Raw genomic sequence first — 25,191 nt, 5'->3', positions numbered from 1 at the left:
ATCAGACCAAGAGGGGATCAGACCGAAAGGCCGTGACGGCCGGCAAGTTCGACCACATATTGCCAGGCAACGCGGCCCGAGCGGCTGCCCCGCTGGGTTGCCCACTGGATCGCGTCGAGCGGCTCGACGCTGAGGCCCAGCGCCTGCGCATAGCCCTCGACAATGGCGACATAGGCGTCCTGGTCAAGCGCATGGAAGCCGAGGCTGAGGCCGAACCGGTCCGACAGCGCCATCTTGTCATCGACCACGTCGCGCGGATTGATCGGATCATCCTGTTCCGACAGGTTGCGCGGCACGATATGGCGGCGGTTGGACGTCACATAGAGGCGGACATTGGCCGGGCGCGCAGCGGTGCCGCCCTGGAGCAGCGAGCGCAGCGCGCGGGCATCGCCCACGCCTTCGTCAAAGCCCAGATCGTCGAGGAACAGGATGAAGGGCCGGGTCGTGCTGCGCAGCAGGGTGAAGAGCGCCGGCAGGCTGGCCAGTTCGTCGATCGCGCATTGCAGCAGGGCGATGTCCTGCCCTTCCGCCTGCAGCTTGCCGACCACCGAGGCCACGGTCGCCGACTTGCCGGTGCCGCGCGCGCCCCACAGCAACACGTCATGCGCGGCATGGCCGGCGGCATGACGACGGCTATTGTCCAGCAGCGCGCTCTTCTGCGCATCGATACCGGTCAGCAGATCATAATCCACCGGGTCGAACGCATCCACAGCGCGGATCGCCACCCCGTCCCACACATAGGCGGGTGCAGCCGCAAGGTCGGCAGAGGAAGCCGGCGGCGGCGCGAGCCGTTCCAGCGCTTCGGCGATACGGGTCAGCAGGGCGTCGTTCATGGCGCGGGATTAGCCGGGCCGCGCCGTTGCGGCAAGCTTTGCCAACAATGTCATGTCACTGTCGCAATGGCCTTTTACTGCAGCGTTCCGGGGTCTATATCGCGGGGGTCGTGACTATCCCAAATCCAGCCTTTTCCACCAGGGTCTGCCGCTATGGCGCGGAAGCGCTTCGCGAGGCAGCCTTGCTGATCCGCGCCGGCGAGCCCGTCGCCGTTCCCACCGAAACCGTCTACGGCCTGGCGGCCGATGCCACCGATTCCCAGGCGGTCGCGGGCATCTACAGCGCCAAGGGGCGGCCCAGCTTCAACCCGCTGATCGTCCATGTCGCCGACATGGAGATGGCGCGGCGGCTGGCCGATTTCTCGCCCCAGGCCGAACAGCTTGCCGCCCGCTTCTGGCCGGGCGCGCTGACCATGGTGCTGCCGGTGCGGGCCGATAGCGGCCTGTCGCCGCTGGTGATGGCCGGCCTGCCGACCGTGGCGCTGCGCCTGCCGGCCCATCCGGCGATGCGCGCGCTGATCCGCGAGAGTGGTAGGCCGCTGGCTGCGCCTTCGGCCAATCGCAGCGGATCGATCAGCCCCAGCCGGGCCGAGCATGTGCTGGCGAGCCTCAACGGCAAGATCCGCATGATCCTGGACGAAGGCCCGACCAGCGAAGGGCTGGAATCGACCATCGCCGCCCCCGAAGCGGACCGCATCCGCCTGCTGCGCCCCGGCCCGGTCACGGCCGCGATGCTGGAGGAGGCCAGCGGCCTGCCGGTCATCACGGGGAAGGACAATGCGAAGATCGAGGCGCCCGGCCAGCTCGAAAGCCATTATGCGCCGTCGAAGCCGGTGCGGCTCAACGCGCTGCGGGCGGAGAAGGACGAATATCTGATCGGCTTCGGGCTGATGCCCTGCCATCTGAACCTGAGCGTTGACGCGGACCTGCGCGAGGCGGCGGCCAATCTGTTCGCCGCGCTGCACGTCGCCGATGCCAGCACCCAGGAGCGGATCGCGGTCGCGCCCATTCCCGACGAGGGGATCGGCACCGCCATCAACGACCGGCTACGCCGCGCCGCGGCCTGACCGGTCGGTCCGGCTCAGCCGCAATTATCGTAGCCGGCCTTGCGGCATTCGCGGCGGCGCTGTTCGTCGGCCTTCTTGCGCGCCTTGCCTTCCTCGGCCTCCTGCTTGCGCATCTTGCGGCCATAGTTGCGGTCGGCCTCGTCCTGGCTGGTCGTCGCCCAGTCGGCCGCCTGCGCACCTGCGCGCACCGGCAGGGTCACGATATCCACCGCGGTCCTGGCAATACAGCCCGGCAGCATCAACAGCATCGCCGGCGCCAGCAGCATGATCGTCTTCGTCATTTCGAAGTCCCCCGACTCGTCCGTTGCGCTGCATCTGCCATGGTCGACATTAACCATAGACTAAGAACGCGGCGAAACGGGACGAGCCGTCGGGAAATCGGCCAGACCGAGGATTATTCCTCGATGCGGGCGGCAAAACCCTTGCGCAGCTTGGCCAGCTTGGGCGGGATCACCGCCATGCAATAGGGATTCTGGTCGCCGACCCGTTCCCAATATTTCTGGTGATAATCCTCGGCCGGATACCAGGGGGCGTCCGCCTCGATCGCGGTCACGACCGGATCGACCTGGTCCACCTGCGCCCGCGCGATGCCGGCCAGCGCCTCGGCCTGCTGCTCGGCCGAATGGGGGAAGATCGCCGAGCGATACTGCGTCCCGATGTCGTTGCCCTGGCGGTTCAGCGTCGTCGGATTGTGGGTGGCGAAGAAGATGTCGAGCAGGTCGGCATAGCTGATGACGGCCGGGTCGAAGGCGATACGGATCGCTTCGGCATGGCCGGTATTGCCGGTGCAGACCTCCTCATAGGTCGGATCGACCTTGGTCCCGCCGATATAGCCGCTCTGGACCGATTCCACGCCCTTGAGCGTCTGGTAGACTGCTTCCGTACACCAGAAGCAGCCACCGGCCAGCGTTGCGATTTCCTGCGCCATATATCGATAATCCTTATCCAGCTTTGGCGCGCTAGATAGGAGCAATCAGGCCGCGGTTCCAGTCTGCGCCGCATTCTGCGCCATCGCCTGTTCGGCCTTGGCCCGTTCTTCGGCGACCAGTTCCTTGCGCGACAGCTTGCCGACCAGAGTCTTGGGCAAGCTGGCCCGCACCTCGACCTCGCAGACCCGCTCATGCTTGCCCAGTTGCGGATTGAGCCAGTCCTTGAGGCCCGGCCCGTCGATGGTCGCGCCTTCGTTCAGGGTCACGAACGCCTTGGGCTGCTCGCCGCGATAGCGATCGGGCACGCCGATCACCAGCGCCTCCTTCACCGATTCATGATGATAGAGGACCGATTCCACCTGGCTCGGGAACACCTTGAAGCCGCCGACGGCGATCATGTCCTTGAGCCGGTCGACGATCCGCACATAGCCGTCGTCATCGACCTCGCCAACGTCCCCGGTGCGCAGGAACTCGCCCACGAACACCTGCGCGTCCGCGTCCGGCCGGTTCCAATAGCCCTTCATGATCTGCGGACCAGCAAACATCAGTTCGCCCGGCTCGCCTTCTGGCGGGGGCTGGGTCGGATCCTCGCGGCTGACGATCTTGACGTGGGTGCCCGGCACGGGCTGGCCGACGGTGCCGGTCTTGTTCAGCCCCTCATAGGGATTGGCGCAGACGATCGGGCTGGTTTCGGTGAGGCCATAGCCTTCGATCAGGCGCGCACCGGTCACCGCCTCGAACTTCTGCTTCACCTCCATCGGCAGCGGCGCGCCGCCCGAAATGCAGGTGCGCAGCGACGAGAAATCGATGTTCGGCAGGGCCGGATGATCAAGCAGCGCCTGATACATGGTCGGCACGCCGGGCAGCGACGTCGCCTTGGTCCGCTGCACCGCCGAAAGCACCTGCACCGCCTCGAACCGGGGCAGCATCACCATCTCGCCACCATTCATCACGGTCCGGTTCAGCGTGCAGGTATTGGCGAAGACGTGGAAGAAGGGCAGCACCGCGATGATGCGGTCGTCGCCCTCGCCCGCATGCGGGTCGATCCCCTGCGCCTGGCGCGCATTGGCGGTCAGATTCTGGTGGGTCAGCATCGCGCCCTTGGGCGTCCCAGTGGTGCCGCCGGTATATTGCAGCAGCGCGACGTCGTTGACCGGATCGATGTCGGCCACGATGCATTCGCCGGAATTGGCGATCATCCGGTCGTAGCGGATGACGCGCGGATCATGCGGCAGCGGCGTCGTCTCGCCGCGCTTGAACAGGCGGAAGAGGATGCTCTTGGCAGTCGGCAGCACCTCGGCGATCGAACCGACAACCAGCTTTTCGAGGCTGCTATTGTCCAGCACCTTGAGCGCGGTCGGCAGCAGTGCCTTGGCCGACAAAGTGAACAGGATCTTGGTGCCGCTATCCTCGACCTGATGCTCCAGTTCGGCGGCGGTGTAGAGGGGGGAGAAGTTGACGACGATCGCGCCGGCCAGCAGCGCGCCATAATAGGCCGCGACATAATGGGGGGTGTTGGGCAGGTAGAGACCGACCCGATCCCCCTTCTTCACGCCCATGGCCTGCAATCCGCAGGCGATGCGCCTGATGTCGTCCATCATCGCGCCATAGCTGAACTTGCGCCCCATGAAGTCGATCATGTGGGCCTGCGGGTGGGCGGTGGCGCTCTGCGTTACCATGTCCCCCATCGACATCGGCGGGAACGTCTGCTCCCACGGCGTAGGGTGCTGATAATGCTCGCGCCAGATCTTTTCTCTGCTCTCCATTTACAGAAGTGTAAGTGGCCCGAGCGCTTTACGCAAGCGTCAACCTGTGTTTGGATTGTAGCAAAAAGGCCGCGCCGGAAAGCCGGCGCGGCCCTTGAAAATGCTGCATTGCAGCGGGTCGGAAAGAGCGTCGGATGACGCTACGTCTTCAGACCTCGCCCTTGTTGCTGCTGAACGGATCGAGGATGGTCGCGGCGCCCGAAATCAGCTCGGACTCGCTCTTGAGCGCCTGCTCGATGCGGCGCGCATTATCCTCGCGCTCGCGGCGCAGTTCCTCGATCAGCGCCTCGCGATCGCCATCCAGACGCGAATCGGTCGGCATCTCGATGCCGGCCTTCTTCGCCGCCTTGCTGACCAGCGCATCCAGTTCGCGCTGCGAGCACAGGCCCAGCGTCACCGGATCCTTGGGCGTGATGTTGGAGATGTTCCAGTGGCTGCGATCGCGGATCGCGGCGATGGTGGTGCGGGTGGTGCCGATCAGCTTGCCGATCGCGCCGTCCGAAATCTCCGGATGGTTGCGCAGGATCCAGGCGATGCCATCGGGCTTGTCCTGGCGCTTGCTGACCGGGGTGTAGCGCGGCCCCTTGGTGCGGCGGACCGGCTCGGGGCCCTTGAGCATCTTGAGCTTGTAGTCGGGATTGCTCTCGCCCTTGTGGATTTCATCCATGGTGATTTCATGGGCGCGCACCGGATCGCGACCGGTATATTTGATGCCGGCGGTGTCATCGGCGATGGCCTGGACTTCCAGGATGTGGAGCCCGCAAAATTCCGCGATCTGGTCAAAGCTCAGAGCGCTATTGTCGACCAGCCAGCTGGCGGTCGCATGGGGCATGAGGGGCTGGGACACGGGGTCTTCTCCGGCTCTAAAAACGATAAGGGCCGCCCAAGCAGGGCGGCCACGACATGTCAGGGATAGAGCATCGCGGGGCGTGCGGCAAGGAAAAGCGTCAGGCGGCGCTGTCCATCACCACCGGATCGATCGGATGCAATCCGGCCAGGAATTCCTGCGCGCTGCGTTCCCAGCTAAAGCTGCGGCCATAGGCGGCACAGGCAGCCCGATCGCACAGCAGCGCGGCGGCGATGGCATCCTCCAGCCGCTCGGACATGGCACCGGTTTCCGGCGTGACGATATCGATCGGCCCGGTGACCGGATAGGCCGCGACCGGCGTGCCGGCGGCCAGCGCCTCGATCATCACCAGCCCGAACGTGTCGGTGCGGCTGGGGAAGACGAACACGTCGGCGCCGGCATAGATCGCCGCCAGATCGGCGCCGAACTGCGCGCCCAGGAAACGGGCATCGGGATAGGCCCGCTCCAGCGCCCCGCGCGCCGGGCCGTCGCCGACGATCAGCTTGGTTCCGGGATGCTCGCTCGCCAGAAAGGCTTCCAGATTCTTCTCGACCGCGACCCGGCCGACATAGAGCTGGATCGGGCGCGGCAGGTCCGCCAGCAGGGCCGAGGGGGCGACATCCCCGGCAAAGGTCTTGAGGTCCACGCCCCTGCCCCATTTGCGGACATTGGCGACGCCATGGGCGCGTAACTGATGCCGCACCGACCGGGTCGACACCAGCACCGCCTGCGCCGGACCATGGAACCAGCGAATATAGCGCCAGAACCAGGCCGCCGGCAGGCCGGTGCGCTGCGACACATAATCGGGGAAATGGGTGTGATAGGCAGTGGTGAAGGGCACGTTGCCGCGCAGGCACCAGCGCCGGGCGGCAAAGCAGAGCGGCCCTTCGGTCGCCAGATGGACGGCATCGGGACGGAAGGCGGCGATCGCCTGCCCCACCACGCCCGATCGCACCAGCGCCAGCCGGATTTCCGGATAGGTCGGACAGGGAATGGAGCCGTAGAGATCGGGCGAGATCACCTTCACCTCATGGCCCATATTCTCCAGTTCGGCCTGGATCGTCTGCAGCGTGCGCACCACGCCATTGACCTGCGGCGTCCAGGCGTCGGTGACGATCGCGATCCGCATGGCCCGTCTCCGCGTCAGGCCGCCATCAGCGCCGGCGTCTTTTCGCCGCGCTTGGCGATCTCGTCGGCCCAGTGCAGCACCTCCATCGCGCCGCTGGCATGTTCGACCAGCGCGGTGCAGCCCTCCACCCAGTCGCCATCATTATAATATTCGATGCCCTCGATCTCGCGCATCTCGGCATTGTGGATATGGCCGCACACCACGCCGTCGACGCCGCGCGCGCCGGCTTCATGCGCCACCACTTCCTCGAAGCGGGAGATGAAGGACACGGCATTCTTGACCTTGTGCTTGGCCATCTTGGACAGTGACCAATAGGGCAGGCCCATGCGCTGGCGCACCGCGTTGACCACCACGTTGAGGCGCATCAGGGTGGTGTATGCCGCGTCCCCCACGAAGGCGAGCCAGCGATGCGCCAGCATGATCGTGTCGAACTCGTCGCCATGCAGCACCAGCAGCTTGCGCCCGTCGGCGGTCTCGTGGATCGCCTTGCGACGGATTTCGACCCCGCCGAAATTCATGCCGGTGAACTGGCGGAACATCTCGTCATGATTGCCGGGGATATAGACGACACGGGTGCCGCGCTTGGCCCGCTTCATGATCCGCCACAGCACGTCATTATGCGCGGCCGGCCAGTAGAAGCGCTTCTTGAGCCGCCAGCCGTCGATGATGTCGCCGACCAGATAGATGGTGTCGCTGTCGACGCTGTCCAGGAAATCGATCAGCATCGTGGCGTTGCAGCCGCGCGTGCCCAGATGGATGTCGGAAATCCAGATGGTGCGATAGCGGCGACGCGCGCCTTCCCGCTCGGGGATGTGGAAGCGGTCGTCAGCCCCCTCTTCCAGTTCGCTCAGGAAGGGCAAGCGCGTGATGGCGTCCATGTCTACGTCCTCAAGGGCTGTTGTCCTTGAGGCCGAATCCTTAGCGCCGCTCTGTTACAACTCCGCACCGAATATGACGGAAATGCTACGACCTTCGACCATCCAATGCAGGGTGCCAAGTGACTTTCCCTCCCCAATGCCGCGCGAACTCAGTAGCTCGCTGCCGCAATTCAGGAGTGGCGTCTAAAAGGAAAAATGCTCGCGCAGTTCCCACTGCCGACCTGAGCGCATCAACCTTAAAACCCAATTCCGCGAGGCGCTCACCCCAGTGCATCAACTCCACGATGTTGCCGCCTGGCATCCTTGTATGATGGTGATAGACCACAATGGTCCGACCATCTCGTTGCAACGCCTTTAATTCTGCCAAAGCCACACTTTTACCGGCCTTGGCAGATCCGACACTATAGGTCGCTGGTTCAAGGCCGTTGTCGGGATCTACAAATATAAGATCGCAACCATCCACAAACTCGGCGGCTCGCGCGAACCAAGATGCTCGCAAGGCGCGTCTGGATTTTGCATCGCCAGCAGGAAGCATCGCGTTGTGATAGACAGCACCGTCAATCAGTCCGGCCCGCTCCAAAGCATCCACACTACGATCGTTGCGCTGAACAATAAGATTCAACTTATCAAACAACACCGGATCAATGGCGCGCCATATCTGTGGTCGATCCAAATAGGCTATGTGCTTACCATCCGCATTATGGGCTTCATCAGGGTATAGCCACCACAGAACACCCAGTTTCAACCCTGGCGCCAATCGACGCAACATCGACAGCTTCACATAATCGCCGACGTCAGCGGCATAACGGTTCTGCACTAAACTATCCTCACACCGTCAGCACGATCTTCCCGAAATGTTCGCCCGCATCCATGCGGGCATGGGCCTTGGCCGCGTCGGCGAGGGCAAAGCGCTGGTCCATCGCCGGGCGCAGCTTGCCCTGCTCGACGAAGGGCCAGACGGTGCGCATGATCTCATCCGCGACCAGGCTCTTGAAGCCCGAGGAGCGCGGCCGCAGGGTCGATCCGGTCAGGGTCAGGCGCCTGGACATCACCGTCGGCAGGAAGATGCTGGTCTTGGCCCCGCCCAGCACCGCGATCGACACATGGCGGCCATCTTCGGCCATGCATTCGATGTTGCGCGGGACATAGTCGCCGCCGACCATGTCGAGCACCGCCTGCACCCCCTGCCCGCCGGTGATGCGCTTCACCTCGGCGACATAGTCCTGGCTCTTGTAATTGATCGCATGGGAAGCGCCCCATTCGAGCGCCTGCGCGCATTTGTCGTCGCTGCCGCAGGTAACGATGATCTCTATGTCGAACAGGCGGCAGAGCGAGATCGCCATGGTGCCGATGCCGCTGGTGCCGCCATGGACCAGCACCCGGTCGCCGCCGACCACATAGGCGCGCTCGAACAGGTTGGTCCACACGGTGAACAGGGTTTCGGGCAGCGCCGCCGCCTCGACCAGGTCATAGTCCGCGGGCACCGGCAGGCACTGGCCGGCCGGCGCAATCGCATATTCGGCATAGCCCCCGCCCGGCAGCAGCGCGCAGACGCGCTGGCCGACCAGCATGTCGGCGGACCGGCCGGCGGCGACGATCGTGCCCGCCACTTCGAGTCCGGGAATGTCGGATGCGCCGGGCGGCGGCGGATATTTGCCCTGCCGCTGCAGCACGTCGGGCCGGTTGACGCCGGCGGCGGCGACGCGGATCAGCACTTCATCCTCGCCGGGCACCGGCACCGGCCGCTGTTCGGGCACCAGGGCGTCGGGACCGCCCGGCACCGGGATGCCGATGGCCGTCATCTGCGATGGAATCGTGAAACTGTCGAGGATCATATGTGCCCCCCCGGGCCAGAGATATTGCGCCGCACCCAAAATCGACGGACGGAGCTTCGCTTCTTATTGACAGACTAGCCTACAGGGTCAACATTACCCTTTATGGACATGGACAATGATCTGCCGAGAAAGGCCGATGATCCGCTGGCCCAACTGCTCCGACAGGATCTGGGTCCCCTGTCCGTTGCGGAACTGGAAGCGCGCATCAGGGCGCTGGAAACCGAAATCACCCGCACTCGAACAAAAATTGAAAGCGCCGTTAACCATAAGGCAACTGCCGAGGCGTTATTCAAGCGATGAACCCGCGCCTCGCCCCTGACGGCCCGACCAAGGGCTCCACCGGGCATGGGCAGTCTGGCAATTCCGGCGGTCAGGGCCTCTCCCTTGAACCGTCGTCGAGCAATGCCGACATAAGGTTCAAGTCAGCCCCTAACCGGGGCCAGGAGTAGAAAAGACATGCCATCTTTCGCAGCCGCCCTTGAAACCACCCTGCACAATGCGCTGACCCATGCGTCCGAGCGCAAGCATGAATATGCGACGCTGGAGCATCTGCTTCTCGCGCTGATCGACGATGAACATGCGTCGAAGGTGATGCAGGCGTGCGGCGTGGAACTGGGCGAACTGGCCGATGCCGTCACCCAGTATCTCGACACCGAACTTGACAGCCTGAAGGTGGAGGGCGCCAGCGACCCCTCGCCCACCAGCGGCTTCCAGCGCGTCGTCCAGCGCGCCATCCTCCATGTCCAGTCGTCCGGCAAGGATGAGGTGACGGGCGCCAATGTCCTCGTCGCGCTCTTTTCCGAACGCGAATCCTATGCCGTCTATTTCCTGCAGCAGCAGGACATGAGCCGCCTCGATGCCGTCAGCTACATCAGCCACGGCGTCGGCAAGGGCACGCCCACGCCCGAGCGTCAGGAGACCAAGGGGGCAGCCGAGGAGGAAAAGAAGGTGCAGGACGGCAAGGGCAAGAAGGACAGTGCCTTGGAGCAGTTCACCGTCAACCTCAACGAGAAGGCGGAACGCGGCAAGGTCGATCCGCTGATCGGCCGGTCGTCGGAAGTCGACCGCACCATCCAGATCCTGTGCCGCCGTTCGAAGAACAACCCGCTTTATGTCGGTGATCCGGGCGTCGGCAAGACCGCGATCGCGGAAGGCCTGGCGCGCAAGATCGTCGAGGGCGAAGTGCCCGACGTGCTCAAGGAAGCGGTAATCTACTCGCTCGACATGGGCGCGCTGCTGGCCGGCACCCGCTATCGCGGCGACTTTGAAGAGCGGCTGAAGGCGGTCGTCACCGAACTGGAGAAGATGCCGCATGCGGTCCTCTTCATCGACGAGATCCACACCGTCATCGGTGCCGGCGCGACCAGCGGCGGCGCGATGGACGCCTCGAACCTGCTGAAACCGGCCCTGTCGGGCGGCACGATCCGCTGCATCGGGTCGACCACCTACAAGGAATTCCGCAACCATTTCGAGAAGGACCGCGCGCTGCTGCGCCGGTTCCAGAAGATCGACGTGAACGAGCCGTCGGTCGAGGATACGATCAAGATCCTGACCGGCCTGCGCACCGCGTTCGAGGAGCATCATCACGTCAAATATACGCCGGACGCGATCAAGGCGGCGGTCGAGCTGTCGGCCCGCTACATCAACGACCGCAAGCTGCCCGACAAGGCGATCGACGTGATCGACGAAGTCGGCGCGATGCAGATGCTGGTGGTGCCCTCCAAGCGCAAGAAGACGATCACCCCCAAGGAGATCGAGGCGGTCATCGCCACCATGGCGCGCATCCCGCCCAAGACCGTGTCGTCGGACGACAAGAGCGTGCTGGAATCGCTGACCACCGATTTGAAGCGCGTCGTCTTCGGCCAGGATCAGGCGATCGAGGTGCTGTCCTCCGCGATCAAGCTGTCGCGTGCCGGCCTGCGCGATCCCGACAAGCCGATCGGCAACTATCTCTTCTCCGGTCCCACGGGCGTCGGCAAGACGGAGGTGGCACGCCAGCTCGCGACCCTGCTCGGCATCCCGCTGCAGCGGTTCGACATGTCGGAATATATGGAACGCCATTCGGTCAGCCGCCTGATCGGTGCCCCTCCGGGCTATGTCGGCTATGACCAGGGTGGCCTGCTGACCGATGCCGTCGACCAGCAGCCGCACAGCGTCCTGCTGCTCGACGAGATCGAGAAGGCGCATCCCGACCTGTTCAACATCCTGTTGCAGGTGATGGACAATGGCCGCCTGACCGATCACCACGGCAAGACCGTCGATTTCCGCAACACCATCCTCATCATGACCACCAATGCCGGTGCGTCGGACATGGCGAAGGAATCGATCGGTTTCGGCGAACTGACCCGCGAGGATGTGCAGGAAGACGCGGTGAAGAAGCTCTTCACCCCCGAATTCCGCAACCGCCTCGATGCGATCGTGCCGTTCGGCTATCTGCCGCCGGAAATCGTCGCCCGCGTCATCGACAAGTTCGTGCTGCAACTGGAACTGCAACTGGCCGATCGCGACGTCCACATCACCCTGGACGAGGACGCCAAGGCCTGGCTCACCAAGAAGGGCTATGACAAGCTCTATGGTGCCCGCCCGATGGGCCGCCTGATGCAGGAAAAGATCAAGCAGCCGCTGGCCGAGGAACTGCTGTTCGGCAAGCTGGTCCATGGCGGCGAAGTCCATGTCCATATGAAGGATGAGGCCCTGGCCTTCCAGATCACCCCCGCCGCGCCCAAGAAGGGCGGCAAGAAGGGCGGCAAGGCCAAGGCGCCGGAAGGCACGAAATAAGCGGCTTCACAAACCCATGGGAAAGGCGGCTCGAGAGGGCCGCCTTTTTTTATTCCTCCCCGGCACGGGGAGGGGGACCGTACGCAGCACGGTGTGAAGGGGCACGCGCCACAAAGAGCCGCATCCCCGCGCCGTTACTCCCCCCTCTTTTGCCGTCATTGCCGCACAGGCGGCTAGCCCTCATCCACTATCTCCGTGCCTCCGCGGCTCCGCGCGAAAATGAATCACGCGGAGCCGCGGAGAAGAAAAGGGAAGGCCAACTTGGGTGAGTTTGAGACGGTCTGCTTTTGGAGAGATGACAAGCGATAGCCGACGATGCGCGGAAAAGTCGTTCGGCAATAATCACTTTGTTGCGGACATCGGCAACTCAAGTGTATCAAAATGCACATGTGCCGATATCGCTTAGCCCGTTTCATTTCGTTCATATTGAGCATCGCTGCGCTTTTTTTCTATGCGCCTTTTATATCAAAGGCGTTTGAAGAGATTGGCTTTTTGCGCTTCTTGCCGATTGGGATATGCCTCATTGTCGGTTTCGTCTTTACGCTGAGATGGATTGAAGACAGCATTGAGGGGAAGCGAAATGCGTCACGAGAGGTGCATAACTCGAATTTTCCTGTGCCCTCAGTGCGCGCCTCTGGGTGGGGCGATACCCTGATCGCATCTGAGACATCTATTGATGAAGCCTTTGAAACCACAAAGGGACGTAGGGACGGCATCATTGGTGTGGTCGATGAGGATCGCAATCAACTTATCCTTCAATGGAACAAGAAGGGTTGGGGTATAGAGTTAATTCCCAACGGAGAGCGCGTTCGCAAAATCGCTGTTAAGACTAATAATAAATTTTCGGGCAAAGAGATAGGGGTTACTGGTTTTCTTGGGGCTATTTTCAAAAGCCCTTCTGGAGATTCATTTGACCATCAAACGGCGCAGGATGTCGTCCGATCTTTTTTTGGATGGGGCAAAATGCCGCACAATATCGCGTGGTCCACTGTAATATATAATTAAATATTTCTAGGCGCTGCTGTGATCGGCGGACGTCCGCTCTCCAACAGATTTCGCCATTCAGCCTTCTTCGTGCCTCTTGAATGAATGGCCGGTTTCAAGGATCAGGATTATCTGACGGAACGGCCAAAAATGGTCGTTACTTGCCAGTCACAGCCACCGTCATCCTGACGGAAGTCAGGATCCATTCTGCGCTACGGCGGATGGGGAGCGCTGAATGGATCCCGGATCAAGTCCGGGATGACGAAGATGGTGAAGGTAGCTTCTGGTCGTCAGCCGTCAAAGCCCGGCATCGTCGCTCGCGATGACGGGGGTGGTCGCTTCCAGACCATCCTCCCCTGCAAGGTTCGGCAGAGTCGCGTGCCTCTGCCGAACCTTGCAGGGAGGAATTCACAGCCGCTTCTGGTCGTTAGCACCCTCCCCCTAAACCCACATGCCCTTGCCTGCGTAAGCATTGCATGACACCCATGCCATCATGCAGCCCCACACGCAGTCCATCCTCCTCCTCCACGGCTTTGGCGGCCATCAGGTGCAGACCGCGCTGCTTGCCCGGCGGCTGCGCGGGGCGGGGTATGACGTCGCCAATATCGGCTATCCCAGCTGGCGCTGGCCGCTGCCCCGCGTCATCGATCATCTCCACGCCCGCATCATCGCCTCCCCGGCTTATGACGCCTCCACCGTCCATTGCGTCGGCCATTCGATGGGCGGCCTCATGCTGCGCGCCTGGCTCGCGCGCCATCGTCCCGACCATCTGGGCCGCGTCGTCATGCTCGGCACGCCCAATGGGGGCAGCGAGATTGCCGACCTTCTCTACCGCCTGCGCCTCCATCCGCTGATCCTGAACCAGGCCGGCGCGCTGCTACGCACTCGCCGCGATGCGATCACGCTGGCGGCGCTGGGTGAGGTCGACTATTCGCTCGGCATCATCGCGGGCGACCGGCCGATGAATGGCCTGCTCCCCAGCCGCATCTTCCGCGCGCCCAATGACGGCAAGGTCAGCGTCGCCGCCACCCATTGTCCGGGCGAAAGCGACCATATCACCCTGCCCGTCGCCCACACCGCGATGATCTACACCCGCCCCGTCGCCGATCAAGTCGTGCATTTCCTGCGCCATGGGCAGTTCGCGCGCACTTAGCCCCCCTCTCCCCGCCCACCGCAAATTCTGCTAAGCCGACTCCAGAACAGAAAGGTCGCATGTCTTCCACGCTTTCATAGGGGAATGCATGTCCACTTCGCTTCATCTGCGGTCCGCCGCGCCACGCGCCGCGCTGCTCAGCTTCAGCTTCGTCCTTCTCGCCACGCCCGGCGCCAGCCAGCAGGCCGGCGGACCGATCGCCCGCTATTCGATGGATGCCGGCACCATGTCCGGCATGGCCGCGATGGCTGGGGGCGGTGGCATGGGCGGGGCCATGTCGATGATGATGGGCGGCGGCAACCAGCCTATCCATGAACTGGTGCTGCGCCTGGGATCGACCCAGGCCGCCAGCGGTTCGCCGGCAGCCGAGCATTATATGCCCGCCGGCGCCCGGCTGGGCGCCTCCGTCCCGCTGGTCACGCCCAAGGTCACGCCGAGCGACGAGCCGGCGCTGCCCGGCGAGAAGCCCAAGGGGCGGCTGCTCATCTATTGGGGATGCGGCGCGACCGCCGGGCCGAACCAGCCGGTGGTGATCGATTTCGCCAAGGTCGCGCGCGGCCAGTTTCCGCCCGGCCTCTACATGACCGGCGCGGCGATCCCGCAGGAATGGCAGGTCCGCTTCACCAACAGCAAGACCTATGGCGAATGGCCCAATGGCCAGACGCGCAAGACGCTGTCGGGCAATTCCTCGCTAATCGGCGACCATCGCATCGCCGGCAATTATTCGCCTGAGATCAAGTTCGCGCTGAACCAGGACTTCATGCCGCCGATCACGGGCCGCGCCAGCCCGGCCGCGGGCGGCGCCACCCAGTTGAGCTGGAACGCGGTGCCCAATGCGACTGGCTATTATGCCTGGGTGTTCGCGGCCAAGCAGGGCGGCGACATGGTGTGGTGGGCCTCCTCGGCCAGTCAGGCCTTTGGCGGGCCGGTGTGGGACTGGCTCTCCCCCGGTGCCGTGCGCAAGCTGATCGGCGACAAGATCGTCATGCCGCCCAGCCAGACCAGTTGCACCGTGCCGTCACAGGTGGTGCAGTCGGGCGGCGAGATGCTGATGGGCAGCCTTTACGCCTATGGCCCGGAAGCCAATTTCGCCTATCCGCCGCGCCCGGCCGATCCCAAGATCGCCTGGAAACCGGAATGGATCGCCCGCGTGCGCTATCGCTCCAACACCATGTGGATGCTCAATGGCCCGGACATGGGATCGATGATGAGCCAGGGCAGTGACGACAGTGCCGACGCCTCGGGCGACAATCCGCCACCCAAGAAGAAGAAATGCAAGGGCGGCCTTGGCGGCATGCTGGCCGGCGCGATGGGCGCGGGCTGCTGAAGCGACAGCCGGGGCGCGACACCACACGTCGCGCCCCGGCCACGAGTTGCACTTGAAACGAAAGGAAAATCCGGCAAGTCTCGCGCCATTCTTCCGTTTCGAGGTTTTCATGCGACACAAGCTATTGGCCGCGCTGCTGCTCGACGCCGCCCTCTCCCCCCTGCCGCTCGCCGCCCAGTCGGCCGCCCCGTCGTCCAGGTTCGAGGGCCGCGACATCTTTGCGCTGCAGGTCGCCACCGATCCGCAGATCAGCCCCGACGGCAAGAGCGTCGCCTATGTCCGCCGCCAGGGCGACATCATGACCGACCGGCAAAAGGGCGCGATCTGGCTGGTCGACACCGCCACCGGCGCGCAGCGCCCGCTGGTCACCGACGCCAGCCAGCCGCGCTGGTCGCCCGATGGCAAGCGCATCGCCTATATCGCCGCCGATGCGGGCAAGCCGCAATTGTTCGTGCGCTGGCTCGACACCGGCGCCACCGTGCGCGTCACCACCCTGCCCGACGGCCCGCAGTCGGTCACCTGGTCGCCCGACGGCAAGTCCCTCGCCTATATCATGCGTGTGCCCGCCGACCCGATGAAGCTGGGCAAGGCGCCCGACAAGCCGGAGGGCGCCGAATGGGCCAAGCCGCTGGAGGTGATCGACCGGGTCGATTATCGCAATGATGGCGGCGGCTATGTCCAGGCCGGCTATGACCATATCTTCCTGGTGGCGGCCGATGGCGGCCCGGCGCGGCAGCTGAGCTTTGGCGACTATCAGGATGGCGGCCCGTTGAGTTGGACGCCCGACGGCCGCGCCATATTGTTCAGCGCGGTGCGCAAGCCCGACTGGCAGCAGAAGATATTCGATCCGGAAATCTATGCGCTCGACATCGCTTCGGGTGCGATCAGCCCGCTCACCAGCCGCGAAGGCCCGGATGTCGCGCCGGTCGTCTCGCCGGACGGCAGCAAGATCGCCTATCTCGGCTATGACGACAAGCGCCTGTCCTACCAGAACACCTATCTCTACGTCATGAACCGCGACGGCAGCGGCGCCCATGCGATCACCGCCGATTTCGACCGCAGCATCGACCGCGCTTACTGGGCGGCGGACGGCAAGTCGCTCTACGCCCAATATGACGAGCGCGGCGTCAACCGCCTCGCCCGCATCAGCCTCGACGGCCATGTCACCGAACTGGCGAGCGGCCTTACCGGCACGGCGTTCGACCGCCCCTATAGCGGCGGCGATTTCAGCGTGGCGGCCAATGGCACGCTCGCCTTCACCAGCGGATCGGCGTTGCGCCCGGCCGACCTTTCGATCAGCAGCGGTGGCAAGAGCCGCCAGCTCACGCGCCTCAACGAGGATTTCCTGAGCCACAAGGCGCTGGGCCAGGTCAAGGAACTGGCCGTCACCGCGCCCGACGGCCGGACCGTGCCGGCCTGGCTCGTCACCCCGCCCGGCTATCAGCCCGGCACCCGCGTGCCGCTGCTGCTGGAAATCCATGGTGGTCCGCACACCGCCTATGGCCCGCATTTCTCTACCGACGACCAGCTTTATGCCGCAGCCGGCTACGCCGTGCTCTACACCAATCCGCGCGGCTCCACCTCCTATGGCGAGGAGTTCGCCCAGCTGATCCATCATAAATATCCCGGCGACGACTATGGCGACCTGATGGCCGCGGTCGATGCCGCGATCGCTGCGGGCGTGGCCGATCCGGACAATCTGTTCGTCACCGGCGGTTCGGGCGGCGGCGTGCTCACCACCTGGATCATCGGCAAGACCGACCGGTTCAAGGGTGCCGCCACGCAGAAGCCGGTGATCAACTGGATCAGCGAGGCGCTGACCATGGACAATACCCTCTTCACCTCGCGCTACTGGTTCCCCAACAAGCCCTGGGAAGATCCGATGGGCTATTGGAACCGCTCGCCGCTCAGCCTGGTTGGCAACGTCAAGACGCCGACCCTGGTGGTCGTGGGCAGCGAGGATTATCGCACCCCGGTCAGCGAAGCGGAGCAATATTATGGCGCGCTGCAGATACGGGGCGTGCCGACCGCGCTGGTGAAAGTGCCGGGCGCCAGCCATGGCGGCATCGCTGCCCGCCCGTCGCAATCGGCGGCCAAGGCGGCGGCGATCATCGCCTGGTTCGATCGCTATCGCGACAAGCCTGCGGCGGCCACCGCACCGGCCCAATGATCCGGCTGGCCGGAGCATATTGTTCATGATATGTTCTGGCCACTTTCCAAGGAGGATGCACAATGGCGGACCCGGTTCTTCTCTACACCAATCCCATGTCGCGCGGGCAGATCGCCCGATGGATGCTGGAGGAGGTCGGCACGCCCTATGAGGCGGTGATCCTGGATTATGCCGGCGGCATGAAGACCGCCGACTATCGCGCGATCAACCCGATGGGCAAGGTGCCGGCGATCGTTCATGGCGGCAAGGTGGTGACCGAATGCGCCGCCATCTGCGCCTATCTGGCCGATGCCTTCCCCGCCGCCGGCCTGGCGCCGGCGACCGATGACCGGGCTGATTATTATCGCTGGCTCTTCTTCGCTGCCGGTCCGGTGGAGGCCGCCGTCACCAACAAGGCGATGGGCTTCGTCCTGCCCGAAGGACGCGAGCGCAGCGCGGGCTATGGCTCGCTCGACGACACGCTCGACACGCTGGAAACGGCGGTCACCGGCCGCAGCTGGATCTGCGGCGGCACCTTCACCGCAGCGGACGTCTATGTCGGCGCGCAGATCGACTGGGGGCTCACCTTCGGCACCATCCCCAGCCGCCCGGCATTCGAGGCCTATGCTGCCCGGTTGCGCGAACGCCCAGCCTATAAGAGGCAGAAGGAGATCGACAACGCCCTGATCGCCGAGATGCAGAAACAGGGCTGAGCCTGCCCCTTCCCAACAAAGCAAAAGGCCCGGCGGAGATGTCCGCCGGGCCTTTTTCCTGTCTTCGTTCCGTTCGCTGGAAATCAGCGGCGATCGCCCATGAAGCGCAGCAGGAACATGAACATGTTGATGAAGTCTAGATAGAGGTTCAGCGCCCCCATCACCGCCGACTTGCCCATCATGTCGGTGCCGGCGACATAGGCATAGATGCTCTTGATCTTCTGCGTGTCATAGGCGGTGAGGCCCGCGAACAGCAGCACGCCGACGAAGCTGATCGCCCAACCCAGCCCATCGGACTTGAGGAACACATTGATCAGCGATGCGACGAACAGCCCAACAAGGCCCATGATCAGGAAGGTGCCGAAGCCCGACAGATCCTTCTTGGTGGTGTAGCCGTACAGGCTGAGGCCGGCGAAAGCCGCCGACGTCGCGAAGAAGGTCTGTGCGATCGACATATCGGTATAGACTAGGAAAATCCAAGAAATGGACATCCCCATGACCACGGCAAAAGCCCAAAACAGCGCCTGCGTCGCCACCGTCGAAAGTCGATTGATGCCAAAGCTCAGCACCAGCACAAAGGCCAGCGGCGCGAACATCAGCCCATAGGCCAACAGTCGCGATCCACCAAAGACCTGCGCGGCCAGCGATGTCTCGCCACCGGCAGAGAACAGCATCGCGACGACACCGGTCAGCAGCACGCCGCTCGCCATATAATTATAGACCGACAGCATATATTTGCGCAGCCCGGCATCGAACGCCTCGCTGCGCGCGGCGCTGGCATTGCCAAAGCCTGCGATATCGGAACGGGGGTCGGACCAATTGGCCATGGGTAAAATCTCCTTGGACGGCCTTTCTCGGCCGATCGTCATAGTATCGGCGCTAACGCCTCTCAGTTCAAGTGAAAGCCGAAGGCTAACAGCGATGTCATGCCTGAAGGCTACGCTAAAAGATCATGTCAAATTGACTTGCGCGAAGGCTCGGACCGGGAATGTGCCCATGCCGACGATCTTGGGCGGCACCGCGGTGAAGGCGAAGCCGGCATCCGGCAGCATGGCCAGATTGGTCATATGTTCGCAGATCAGCACGCCCGCCCCCAACAGCTCGCGATGGACCGGGCGGCCGGTGCCGGGCCGCGTATCGTCGATATTATGGCTGTCGATGCCGACCAGCCGGGCGCCGCGCGCCACCAGCATCTGCGCCGCCGCTGCGGTCAGGAAGGGGTGATCCTCATAATAGGCGGGCGTGCGCCAGTGCCGGTCCCAACCGGTGTGGACCAGCACCGCGCGGTCGGCGACATCGATCCCATCCAGATCGGCGGCGTCGGTCGCCAGGCCCACGGCCTCGAACGGCCTGCGCACCACGATCGCCGGCAGGCTGGCCAGCCGGTCGAGGTCGAGCATGGAGAGATCATCGCCCTCCTCGAAGCGGTGGAAGGGCGCGTCGAGATAGGTGCCGGTGTTTGACACCATGTCGATCCGCCCCATCTGGAAGGCGCTGCCATCGGCATAGTTGGCGCGCGACTGTTCGCGGGTCCAGTAATCGCAGATATGCGGCGCGGCGACGCCCTTATAGGTGGTCATGCCATGTTCGATGGCGTGGCTGAGATCGATGAAACGGGTCATGACGGGGACATTCTCCGACGGAAGATGCGCCACAGGGTGGAAAAGCCGACGACCGCCCAGATGATGTTGAGCACCATCGAGGGAAAGGCGTCGTGCCACCAGGTGTTGAGGATGAAGAAGGCGGCGCCGACGGCGTTGAGCCACTGGAAGGTCGCCGACCCACCCGACAGCCGCCCGGTCGAGACGCCGACATAGGCGATCAGCACCAATATCGCGCCGGCCCAGCCGATGATCTCCACGAACAGCGCCACCATCCACCCCCAAATGAAAAGGGCTCCCTCCTCACGGAGAGAGCCCTCATTCCTTAGCTCAGCGCGTCAACCGATCAAGAGCATGGTCCGTCGAAGTCGGACATGCTCCTGTTCTTTATTTGCCGCGATTTCCAAGTCGTCAGATGTGCCATCTGACTTGAAATCGCTCAAGCGGCCAGCTTGCGCAGCACATATTGCAGGATGCCGCCGTTGAGGAAATATTCCAGCTCGTTGACGGTATCGATGCGGCAGAGCGCGGTGAAGCTGAAGGTCGAACCGTCGGCGCGGGTGACCTGCACTTCGACATCCTGGCGCGGCTTGAGGTCGGCGACGCCGGTGATGGTGAAGCTGTCATCGCCCTTGAGGCCCAGCGTGTCGCGGGTCTGGCCGTCCTTGAACACCAGGGGCAGCACGCCCATGCCGACCAGGTTCGAGCGATGGATGCGCTCGAAGCTTTCGACGATGACGGCGCGCACGCCGAGCAGGTTGGTGCCCTTGGCCGCCCAGTCGCGCGACGAGCCGGTGCCATATTCCTTGCCACCGATCACGACCAGCGGCGTGCCGTCGGCCTTGTGCTTCATCGCCGCGTCATAGATCGGCATGACTTCGCCCTGATAGCTGGTCATCCCGCCTTCGACGCCGTCGAGCATCAGATTCTTGATGCGGATATTGGCGAAGGTGCCGCGCATCATGACTTCGTGATGGCCACGGCGCGAGCCATAGCTGTTATAGTCGGCCTGGGCGACCTGATGCTCGCTCAGCCACTTGCCCGCGGGCGAGGTCGCCTTGATCGAACCGGCCGGCGAAATATGGTCGGTGGTGATCGAGTCGCCGAAGATCGCCAGCGGCATGGCACCGATGATGTCGGTGACCGGCGCCGGGGTCATGGTCAGCCCCTCGAAATAGGGCGGGTTGGCGACATAGGTCGATCCGGCGCGCCACTTGTAGGTGTCCGACCCGGTCACCTCGATCGCCTGCCAATGGGCGTCGCCCTTGTAGACATTGGCGTAGCGGGCGCGGAACATCTCCCGGTCGACCGCCCCCGCCAGAGTGGTCGCGACCTCGTCATTGGTCGGCCAGATGTCCTTGAGATAGACCGCTTCACCATCCTTGCTCGTGCCGATCGGGGTGGTGATGAAATCCTCGATCACCGTGCCCTTGAGCGCATAGGCGACGACCAGCGGCGGCGAAGCGAGGAAGTTGGCACGCACGTCGGGCGACACGCGGCCTTCGAAGTTGCGGTTGCCCGAGATGACGGCGGCGGCGACCAGGCCATTTTCGTTGATCGCCTTGCTGATCGGCTCGGCCAGCGGCCCCGAATTGCCGATGCAGGTGGTGCAGCCATAGCCGACGAGGTTAAAGCCGATCGCGTCGAGATGTGCCTGAAGGCCCGCCTTTTCCAGATAGTCGGTGACGACCTGGCTACCGGGCGCCAGAGAGGTCTTGACCCAGGGCTTGGGCTTGAGGCCCAGCTCATTCGCCTTCTTTGCGACCAGGCCGGCGGCGATCAGGACATTGGGGTTGGACGTGTTGGTGCAGCTCGTGATCGCGGCAATGGTGACGTCGCCGTCGCCAATGTCATAATCCTTGCCCTCGACCGGAACGCGGGTCTGCGCCTTCTTGTAGGTATTCACCATGTCCGCGTTGAACACGTCATCAACTTCGGGCAGCGCGACGCGGTCCTGCGGGCGCTTGGGACCAGCCAGGCTGGGCACCACGGTGGACAGGTCGAGTTCCAGCGTGTCGGTGAAGATCGGCTCGACCGACGGATCGATCCAGAAGCCCTGCTGCTTGGCATAGGCCTCGACCAGCGCGATATTCTCGTCGCTGCGGCCGGTCAGGCGCATATAGTCCAGCGTCTTGTCGTCGATGCCGAAGAAGCCACAGGTCGCGCCATATTCGGGCGCCATATTGGCCAGCGTCGCGCGGTCGGCGAGCGACAGGGTGGCAAGGCCGGGGCCGAAATATTCGACGAAGCGGCCGACCACGCCGCGCGCGCGCAACATCTGGGTGCAGGTCAGCACCAGGTCGGTGGCGGTCACGCCTTCCTTCAAATTGCCGGTGAACTTGAAGCCGACCACTTCGGGGATCAGCATGGAGACCGGCTGGCCCAGCATCGCTGCCTCGGCCTCGATCCCGCCCACGCCCCAGCCCAGCACGCCCAGGCCATTGACCATGGTGGTGTGGCTGTCGGTACCGACGCAGGTGTCGGGATAGGCGATGGTCGCGCCGTCGGCGCCCTCGCTCGACCACACGCCCTGGGCGATATTTTCCAGATTCACCTGATGGCAGATGCCGGTGCCCGGCGGCACGGCGTAGAAATTGGCGAGGCTCTTGCTGCCCCATTTCAAGAAGTCGTAGCGCTCCATATTGCGCTGATATTCGATCTCCATATTGTCTTGGAACGCGCGGGGCGTGCCGAACTCGTCGACCATGACCGAATGGTCGATGACGAGGTGGACGGGCACCTGCGGGTTGATCTTGCTGGCGTCGGCGCCCAGCGCGTTCATCGCGTCGCGCATGGCGGCCAGGTCGACGACGCAGGGCACGCCGGTGAAGTCCTGCAGCAGCACGCGCGCCGGGCGATACTGAATCTCGCGCTCCGCCTTGCCCTTGTCATTCTGCCAGTCGACGATCGCCTTGATGTCGTCGGTCGTGACAGTCACGCCGTCCTCGAAGCGCAGCAGATTTTCGAGCAGCACCTTCATCGAGAAAGGCAGGCGCGAAACATCTCCAAGCTTCGCAGCCGCCTTTTCCAACGAATAATAGGCGATGTCCTTGCCGCCGACATTGAGCGTGTCGCGCGTGCCGAGAGTATCCTGTCCGGTGGCGGTCATAAGATATGCGTCTCCTCGCATAGGCCCGGCCATGCGGAAGGAAGCGTCGCGTTCCCACCAGAAGCCACGAAGACGCGGCAAGGTGGAGGGAGGCGCCCCAACCTATGGTCGAAGCAAGTGTGTCCCGATGAGCGGTGGCATACAGATTGCCACCGCCAAGTCAAAGGGACAAAATGGTCGAAACCGCCTTTATTTCCGCCATTTTTGCTTACTGAAAATCATTCGCAGCGACGCGCACAAGGGCCGCACTTTTATTGTGCGCGGGGCGTGGAAATCACGCCCGCCCCGCCCCACATCTTGCCTTTATCGGCGCTCTTTTCAGCGTGCCTTTTCCGCTGCGATCCAGCCGTCGATCTGGCTTTCCAGCACAGTGAGCGGCACCGCCCCCTGCGACAGCACCGCGTCATGGAAACGGCGCAGGTCAAACTTGGGCCCGAGCTGCTGTTCCGCCCGCGCCCGCAGCTCGCGGATCTTGATCTCGCCCAGCTTGTAGCCCAGCGCCTGCCCCGGCCAGCTGATGTAGCGATTGACCTCCGCATCGATATTGGCGTCGCTCAGGGCGCTGTTCGCCTTCATGAAGGCGACGGCCTTTGCCTTGTCCCAGCCCTTGGCATGGATGCCGGTGTCCACCACCAGCCGGCAGGCGCGCCACATCTCGTAGGACAGGCGGCCCATCATCTTCTCGGGCGTGTCGTAGAGGCCCATCTCCTCGCCCAGATATTCGGTGTAGAGCGCCCAGCCCTCGACATAGGCGGTGAAGCCGGCAAGATATTTGCGGAACGGCGGCAGCGGCAATTCCTGCTGCAGCGCGATCTGATTGTGATGGCCCGGCACCGCCTCATGCGCGGTCAGCGCCGGCAATTCCCAGAAGGGCCGCTGGTCCAGCTTCGAGGTGTTGACCCAATAGGTGCCGGAAATCCCCGCTTCGGGCGCGCCGGGGCCATAATAGGCGGTGGTCGTCCCTTCCGCCTCGGCCGCCGGGATCGGCTTGATGCCATAGGGCAGGCGCGGCAGCGTGGCGAAATAACGCGGCAGCAGCCCGTCGATCGTCTTGGCCTGGCGTACGGCGACGCGCAGCAGTTTCTCGGGCGTATTGGCGTAATAGCTCGGATCAGTGCGCAGATGCTGGATGAAGGCAGCGCGGCTGGGATAGCCCGCCTTGGCCGCGATCGCGTCCATCCGCTTGCCGATGCGCGCGACCTCATCCAGCCCGATCTGGTGGATTTGATCGGGGGTCAGGTCGGTGGTGGTGTGGGTCCGCACCCGGCTGGCATACCAGGCCGCCCCACCCGGCAGGGTCGAGGCGCTGTCGCTCTTGCGGCATTTGGGCAGATAGTCGGCCACGAACAGGTCGTGCCATTTGCCATATTCGGGCGTGATGACATCGCGGATCACCGCTACCGCGCGCGTTTGCAGCGCCGCCCAATCGGCGTCGCTGATATCGCGCGGCTTGGTGCGGGTGAAGGGTTCGTAGAAGCGCGTTCCTTCCGGCGGCCCAGCAACGATGCCGCTGATCCCCTTGGCAAAGCCGCCCAGCACCGAACAGGGCAGCACATAGCCGCCCTTGATCGCCTGGCGGGTGATCGCCATGCCATCGCCATTGTGCTTCGGGTAAAGAGCGAGACGCTTCAGATAGCTCTCATAATCGGCGCGGGTGTAGAAAGGCAGGCCGTCGGCCATGCCGGAAAAGCCCTGATGCCAGCTATAATAGGTGGTGAAGAGCATCAGCCGTTCGGCCTGATGCTTGTCGCTGGCGATATCGTCGCGCAGCATCCATAGCAGCGCCGCGCGATTGACCTTGTCGGCGGCGTCCAGCCCTGTCTCCGGCACCGCATCCAGACGGGTGACGAAGCCCTGCTCCGCCTTGATCTGGGCATCGCGTGCGGCCAGCGACAGGTCGGAAATCTGATCGTCGTAGTCGCGCACGCCGCGCGCCGTCGCTTCCACCGGATGGACCGACAGATACCATGCCCAATGATCGTCGATCACCTTGGTCAGTTGGTCATGGGGAGTCTGGGCGTGAGCCAGAGCGGGCGCCGCAACGGCGAGCATCAGGGAAATGATCTTGCGCATGGGCGCAACTGATCGCGCGG

Annotated in this window: 22 protein-coding genes; 8 read left to right on the top strand and 14 right to left on the bottom strand. The window is 63.7% G+C overall.

The genetic code is table 11. The features are described from left to right. Positions 1–17: 17 nt before the first annotated feature. Complete coding sequence (locus U0025_RS03810) at positions 18–833, bottom strand: ATP-binding protein (protein WP_004211373.1); 816 nt, start codon at positions 831–833, stop codon at positions 18–20. A 110-nt stretch (positions 834–943) separates the two neighbouring features. On the opposite strand from U0025_RS03810, the gene U0025_RS03805 reads away from it, so the two are divergent. Beyond that, entirely contained in the window at positions 944–1,900 is a 957-nt protein-coding gene (locus U0025_RS03805) for an L-threonylcarbamoyladenylate synthase (protein ID WP_029547760.1), read from the top strand. A gap of 14 nt (positions 1,901–1,914) precedes the next feature. On the opposite strand, the gene U0025_RS03800 is transcribed toward U0025_RS03805, so the two are convergent. The 8 genes from U0025_RS03800 to U0025_RS03765 form a co-directional block, all read right to left on the bottom strand. Next, complete coding sequence (locus U0025_RS03800) at positions 1,915–2,181, bottom strand: hypothetical protein (protein WP_004211370.1); 267 nt, start codon at positions 2,179–2,181, stop codon at positions 1,915–1,917. 113 nt (positions 2,182–2,294) lie between these two features. Then, complete coding sequence (gene msrA / locus U0025_RS03795; protein ID WP_004211369.1) at positions 2,295–2,828, bottom strand: peptide-methionine (S)-S-oxide reductase MsrA; 534 nt, start codon at positions 2,826–2,828, stop codon at positions 2,295–2,297. 45 nt (positions 2,829–2,873) lie between these two features. Continuing rightward, entirely contained in the window at positions 2,874–4,595 is a 1,722-nt protein-coding gene (locus U0025_RS03790; protein ID WP_004211368.1) for a long-chain-fatty-acid--CoA ligase, read from the bottom strand. 148 nt (positions 4,596–4,743) lie between these two features. Continuing rightward, on the bottom strand, positions 4,744–5,427 hold the full coding sequence (locus U0025_RS03785) for a DUF1013 domain-containing protein (protein WP_010337928.1): 684 nt from the start codon (positions 5,425–5,427) through the stop codon (positions 4,744–4,746). 115 nt (positions 5,428–5,542) lie between these two features. Further along, positions 5,543–6,571, bottom strand: coding sequence for a glycosyltransferase family 4 protein (locus tag U0025_RS03780; protein ID WP_004211366.1), 1,029 nt, complete (start codon positions 6,569–6,571; stop codon positions 5,543–5,545). 14 nt (positions 6,572–6,585) lie between these two features. Next, on the bottom strand, positions 6,586–7,449 hold the full coding sequence (locus tag U0025_RS03775) for a UDP-2,3-diacylglucosamine diphosphatase (protein WP_004211365.1): 864 nt from the start codon (positions 7,447–7,449) through the stop codon (positions 6,586–6,588). A gap of 85 nt (positions 7,450–7,534) precedes the next feature. Then, entirely contained in the window at positions 7,535–8,266 is a 732-nt protein-coding gene (locus U0025_RS03770; RefSeq protein ID WP_004211364.1) for a hypothetical protein, read from the bottom strand. A gap of 10 nt (positions 8,267–8,276) precedes the next feature. Beyond that, positions 8,277–9,284 (bottom strand): NAD(P)H-quinone oxidoreductase, encoded by a 1,008-nt coding sequence (locus U0025_RS03765; protein ID WP_004211363.1) that lies wholly within the window; start codon positions 9,282–9,284, stop codon positions 8,277–8,279. 102 nt (positions 9,285–9,386) lie between these two features. Between U0025_RS03765 and U0025_RS03760 the strand changes: the two genes are divergently transcribed. From U0025_RS03760 to U0025_RS03730, 7 genes are all read left to right on the top strand, one after another. Continuing rightward, positions 9,387–9,584 (top strand): DUF1192 domain-containing protein, encoded by a 198-nt coding sequence (locus tag U0025_RS03760; protein ID WP_004211362.1) that lies wholly within the window; start codon positions 9,387–9,389, stop codon positions 9,582–9,584. A 156-nt stretch (positions 9,585–9,740) separates the two neighbouring features. Further along, positions 9,741–12,062 carry an ATP-dependent Clp protease ATP-binding subunit ClpA gene (gene clpA, locus U0025_RS03755; protein WP_004211360.1) on the top strand — a complete coding sequence of 774 codons (2,322 nt, stop codon included), beginning with the start codon at positions 9,741–9,743 and terminating at the stop codon, positions 12,060–12,062. Positions 12,063–12,488: 426 nt separating this feature from the next. After that, a complete protein-coding gene (locus U0025_RS03750; protein WP_157225212.1) occupies positions 12,489–13,067 on the top strand; it encodes a hypothetical protein in 579 nt (192 codons plus the stop codon). Between the two features lie 472 nt (positions 13,068–13,539). After that, a complete protein-coding gene (locus U0025_RS03745) occupies positions 13,540–14,199 on the top strand; it encodes an esterase/lipase family protein (RefSeq protein WP_004211357.1) in 660 nt (219 codons plus the stop codon). An 88-nt stretch (positions 14,200–14,287) separates the two neighbouring features. Continuing rightward, complete coding sequence (locus U0025_RS03740; RefSeq protein WP_004211355.1) at positions 14,288–15,526, top strand: hypothetical protein; 1,239 nt, start codon at positions 14,288–14,290, stop codon at positions 15,524–15,526. Between the two features lie 109 nt (positions 15,527–15,635). Then, complete coding sequence (locus tag U0025_RS03735; RefSeq protein ID WP_004211354.1) at positions 15,636–17,696, top strand: alpha/beta hydrolase family protein; 2,061 nt, start codon at positions 15,636–15,638, stop codon at positions 17,694–17,696. Between the two features lie 62 nt (positions 17,697–17,758). Further along, positions 17,759–18,388, top strand: a complete 630-nt coding sequence (locus U0025_RS03730) for a glutathione S-transferase family protein (RefSeq protein WP_004211352.1) — start codon at positions 17,759–17,761, stop codon at positions 18,386–18,388. Between the two features lie 83 nt (positions 18,389–18,471). On the opposite strand, the gene U0025_RS03725 is transcribed toward U0025_RS03730, so the two are convergent. The 5 genes from U0025_RS03725 to U0025_RS03705 all read right to left on the bottom strand — a co-directional run bounded on the left by U0025_RS03725 (position 18,472) and on the right by U0025_RS03705 (position 25,171). Beyond that, entirely contained in the window at positions 18,472–19,215 is a 744-nt protein-coding gene (locus tag U0025_RS03725; RefSeq protein WP_004211351.1) for a Bax inhibitor-1/YccA family protein, read from the bottom strand. Between the two features lie 123 nt (positions 19,216–19,338). Continuing rightward, on the bottom strand, positions 19,339–20,010 hold the full coding sequence (locus U0025_RS03720; protein WP_004211350.1) for a cyclase family protein: 672 nt from the start codon (positions 20,008–20,010) through the stop codon (positions 19,339–19,341). Next, positions 20,007–20,264: a CBU_0592 family membrane protein gene (locus U0025_RS03715; protein ID WP_004211348.1), complete on the bottom strand. Its 258-nt coding sequence runs from the start codon at positions 20,262–20,264 to the stop codon at positions 20,007–20,009. Before U0025_RS03715 ends, U0025_RS03720 begins: the two co-directional genes overlap by 4 nt. Positions 20,265–20,428: 164 nt before the next feature. Next, the gene (acnA, locus tag U0025_RS03710) at positions 20,429–23,098 is read right to left on the bottom strand and encodes an aconitate hydratase AcnA (protein WP_004211346.1); all 2,670 of its coding nucleotides are present in this window, start codon (positions 23,096–23,098) and stop codon (positions 20,429–20,431) included. 318 nt (positions 23,099–23,416) lie between these two features. Further along, on the bottom strand, positions 23,417–25,171 hold the full coding sequence (locus tag U0025_RS03705; protein WP_004211344.1) for a DUF885 domain-containing protein: 1,755 nt from the start codon (positions 25,169–25,171) through the stop codon (positions 23,417–23,419). Positions 25,172–25,191: the final 20 nt, after the last annotated feature.

The organism is Sphingobium yanoikuyae (genome assembly GCF_034424525.1).
Classification (GTDB): domain Bacteria; phylum Pseudomonadota; class Alphaproteobacteria; order Sphingomonadales; family Sphingomonadaceae; genus Sphingobium; species Sphingobium yanoikuyae.
The sequence above is the reverse complement of the archived record's forward strand: the minus strand, read 5'-3'. Positions and strand labels throughout refer to the sequence as shown.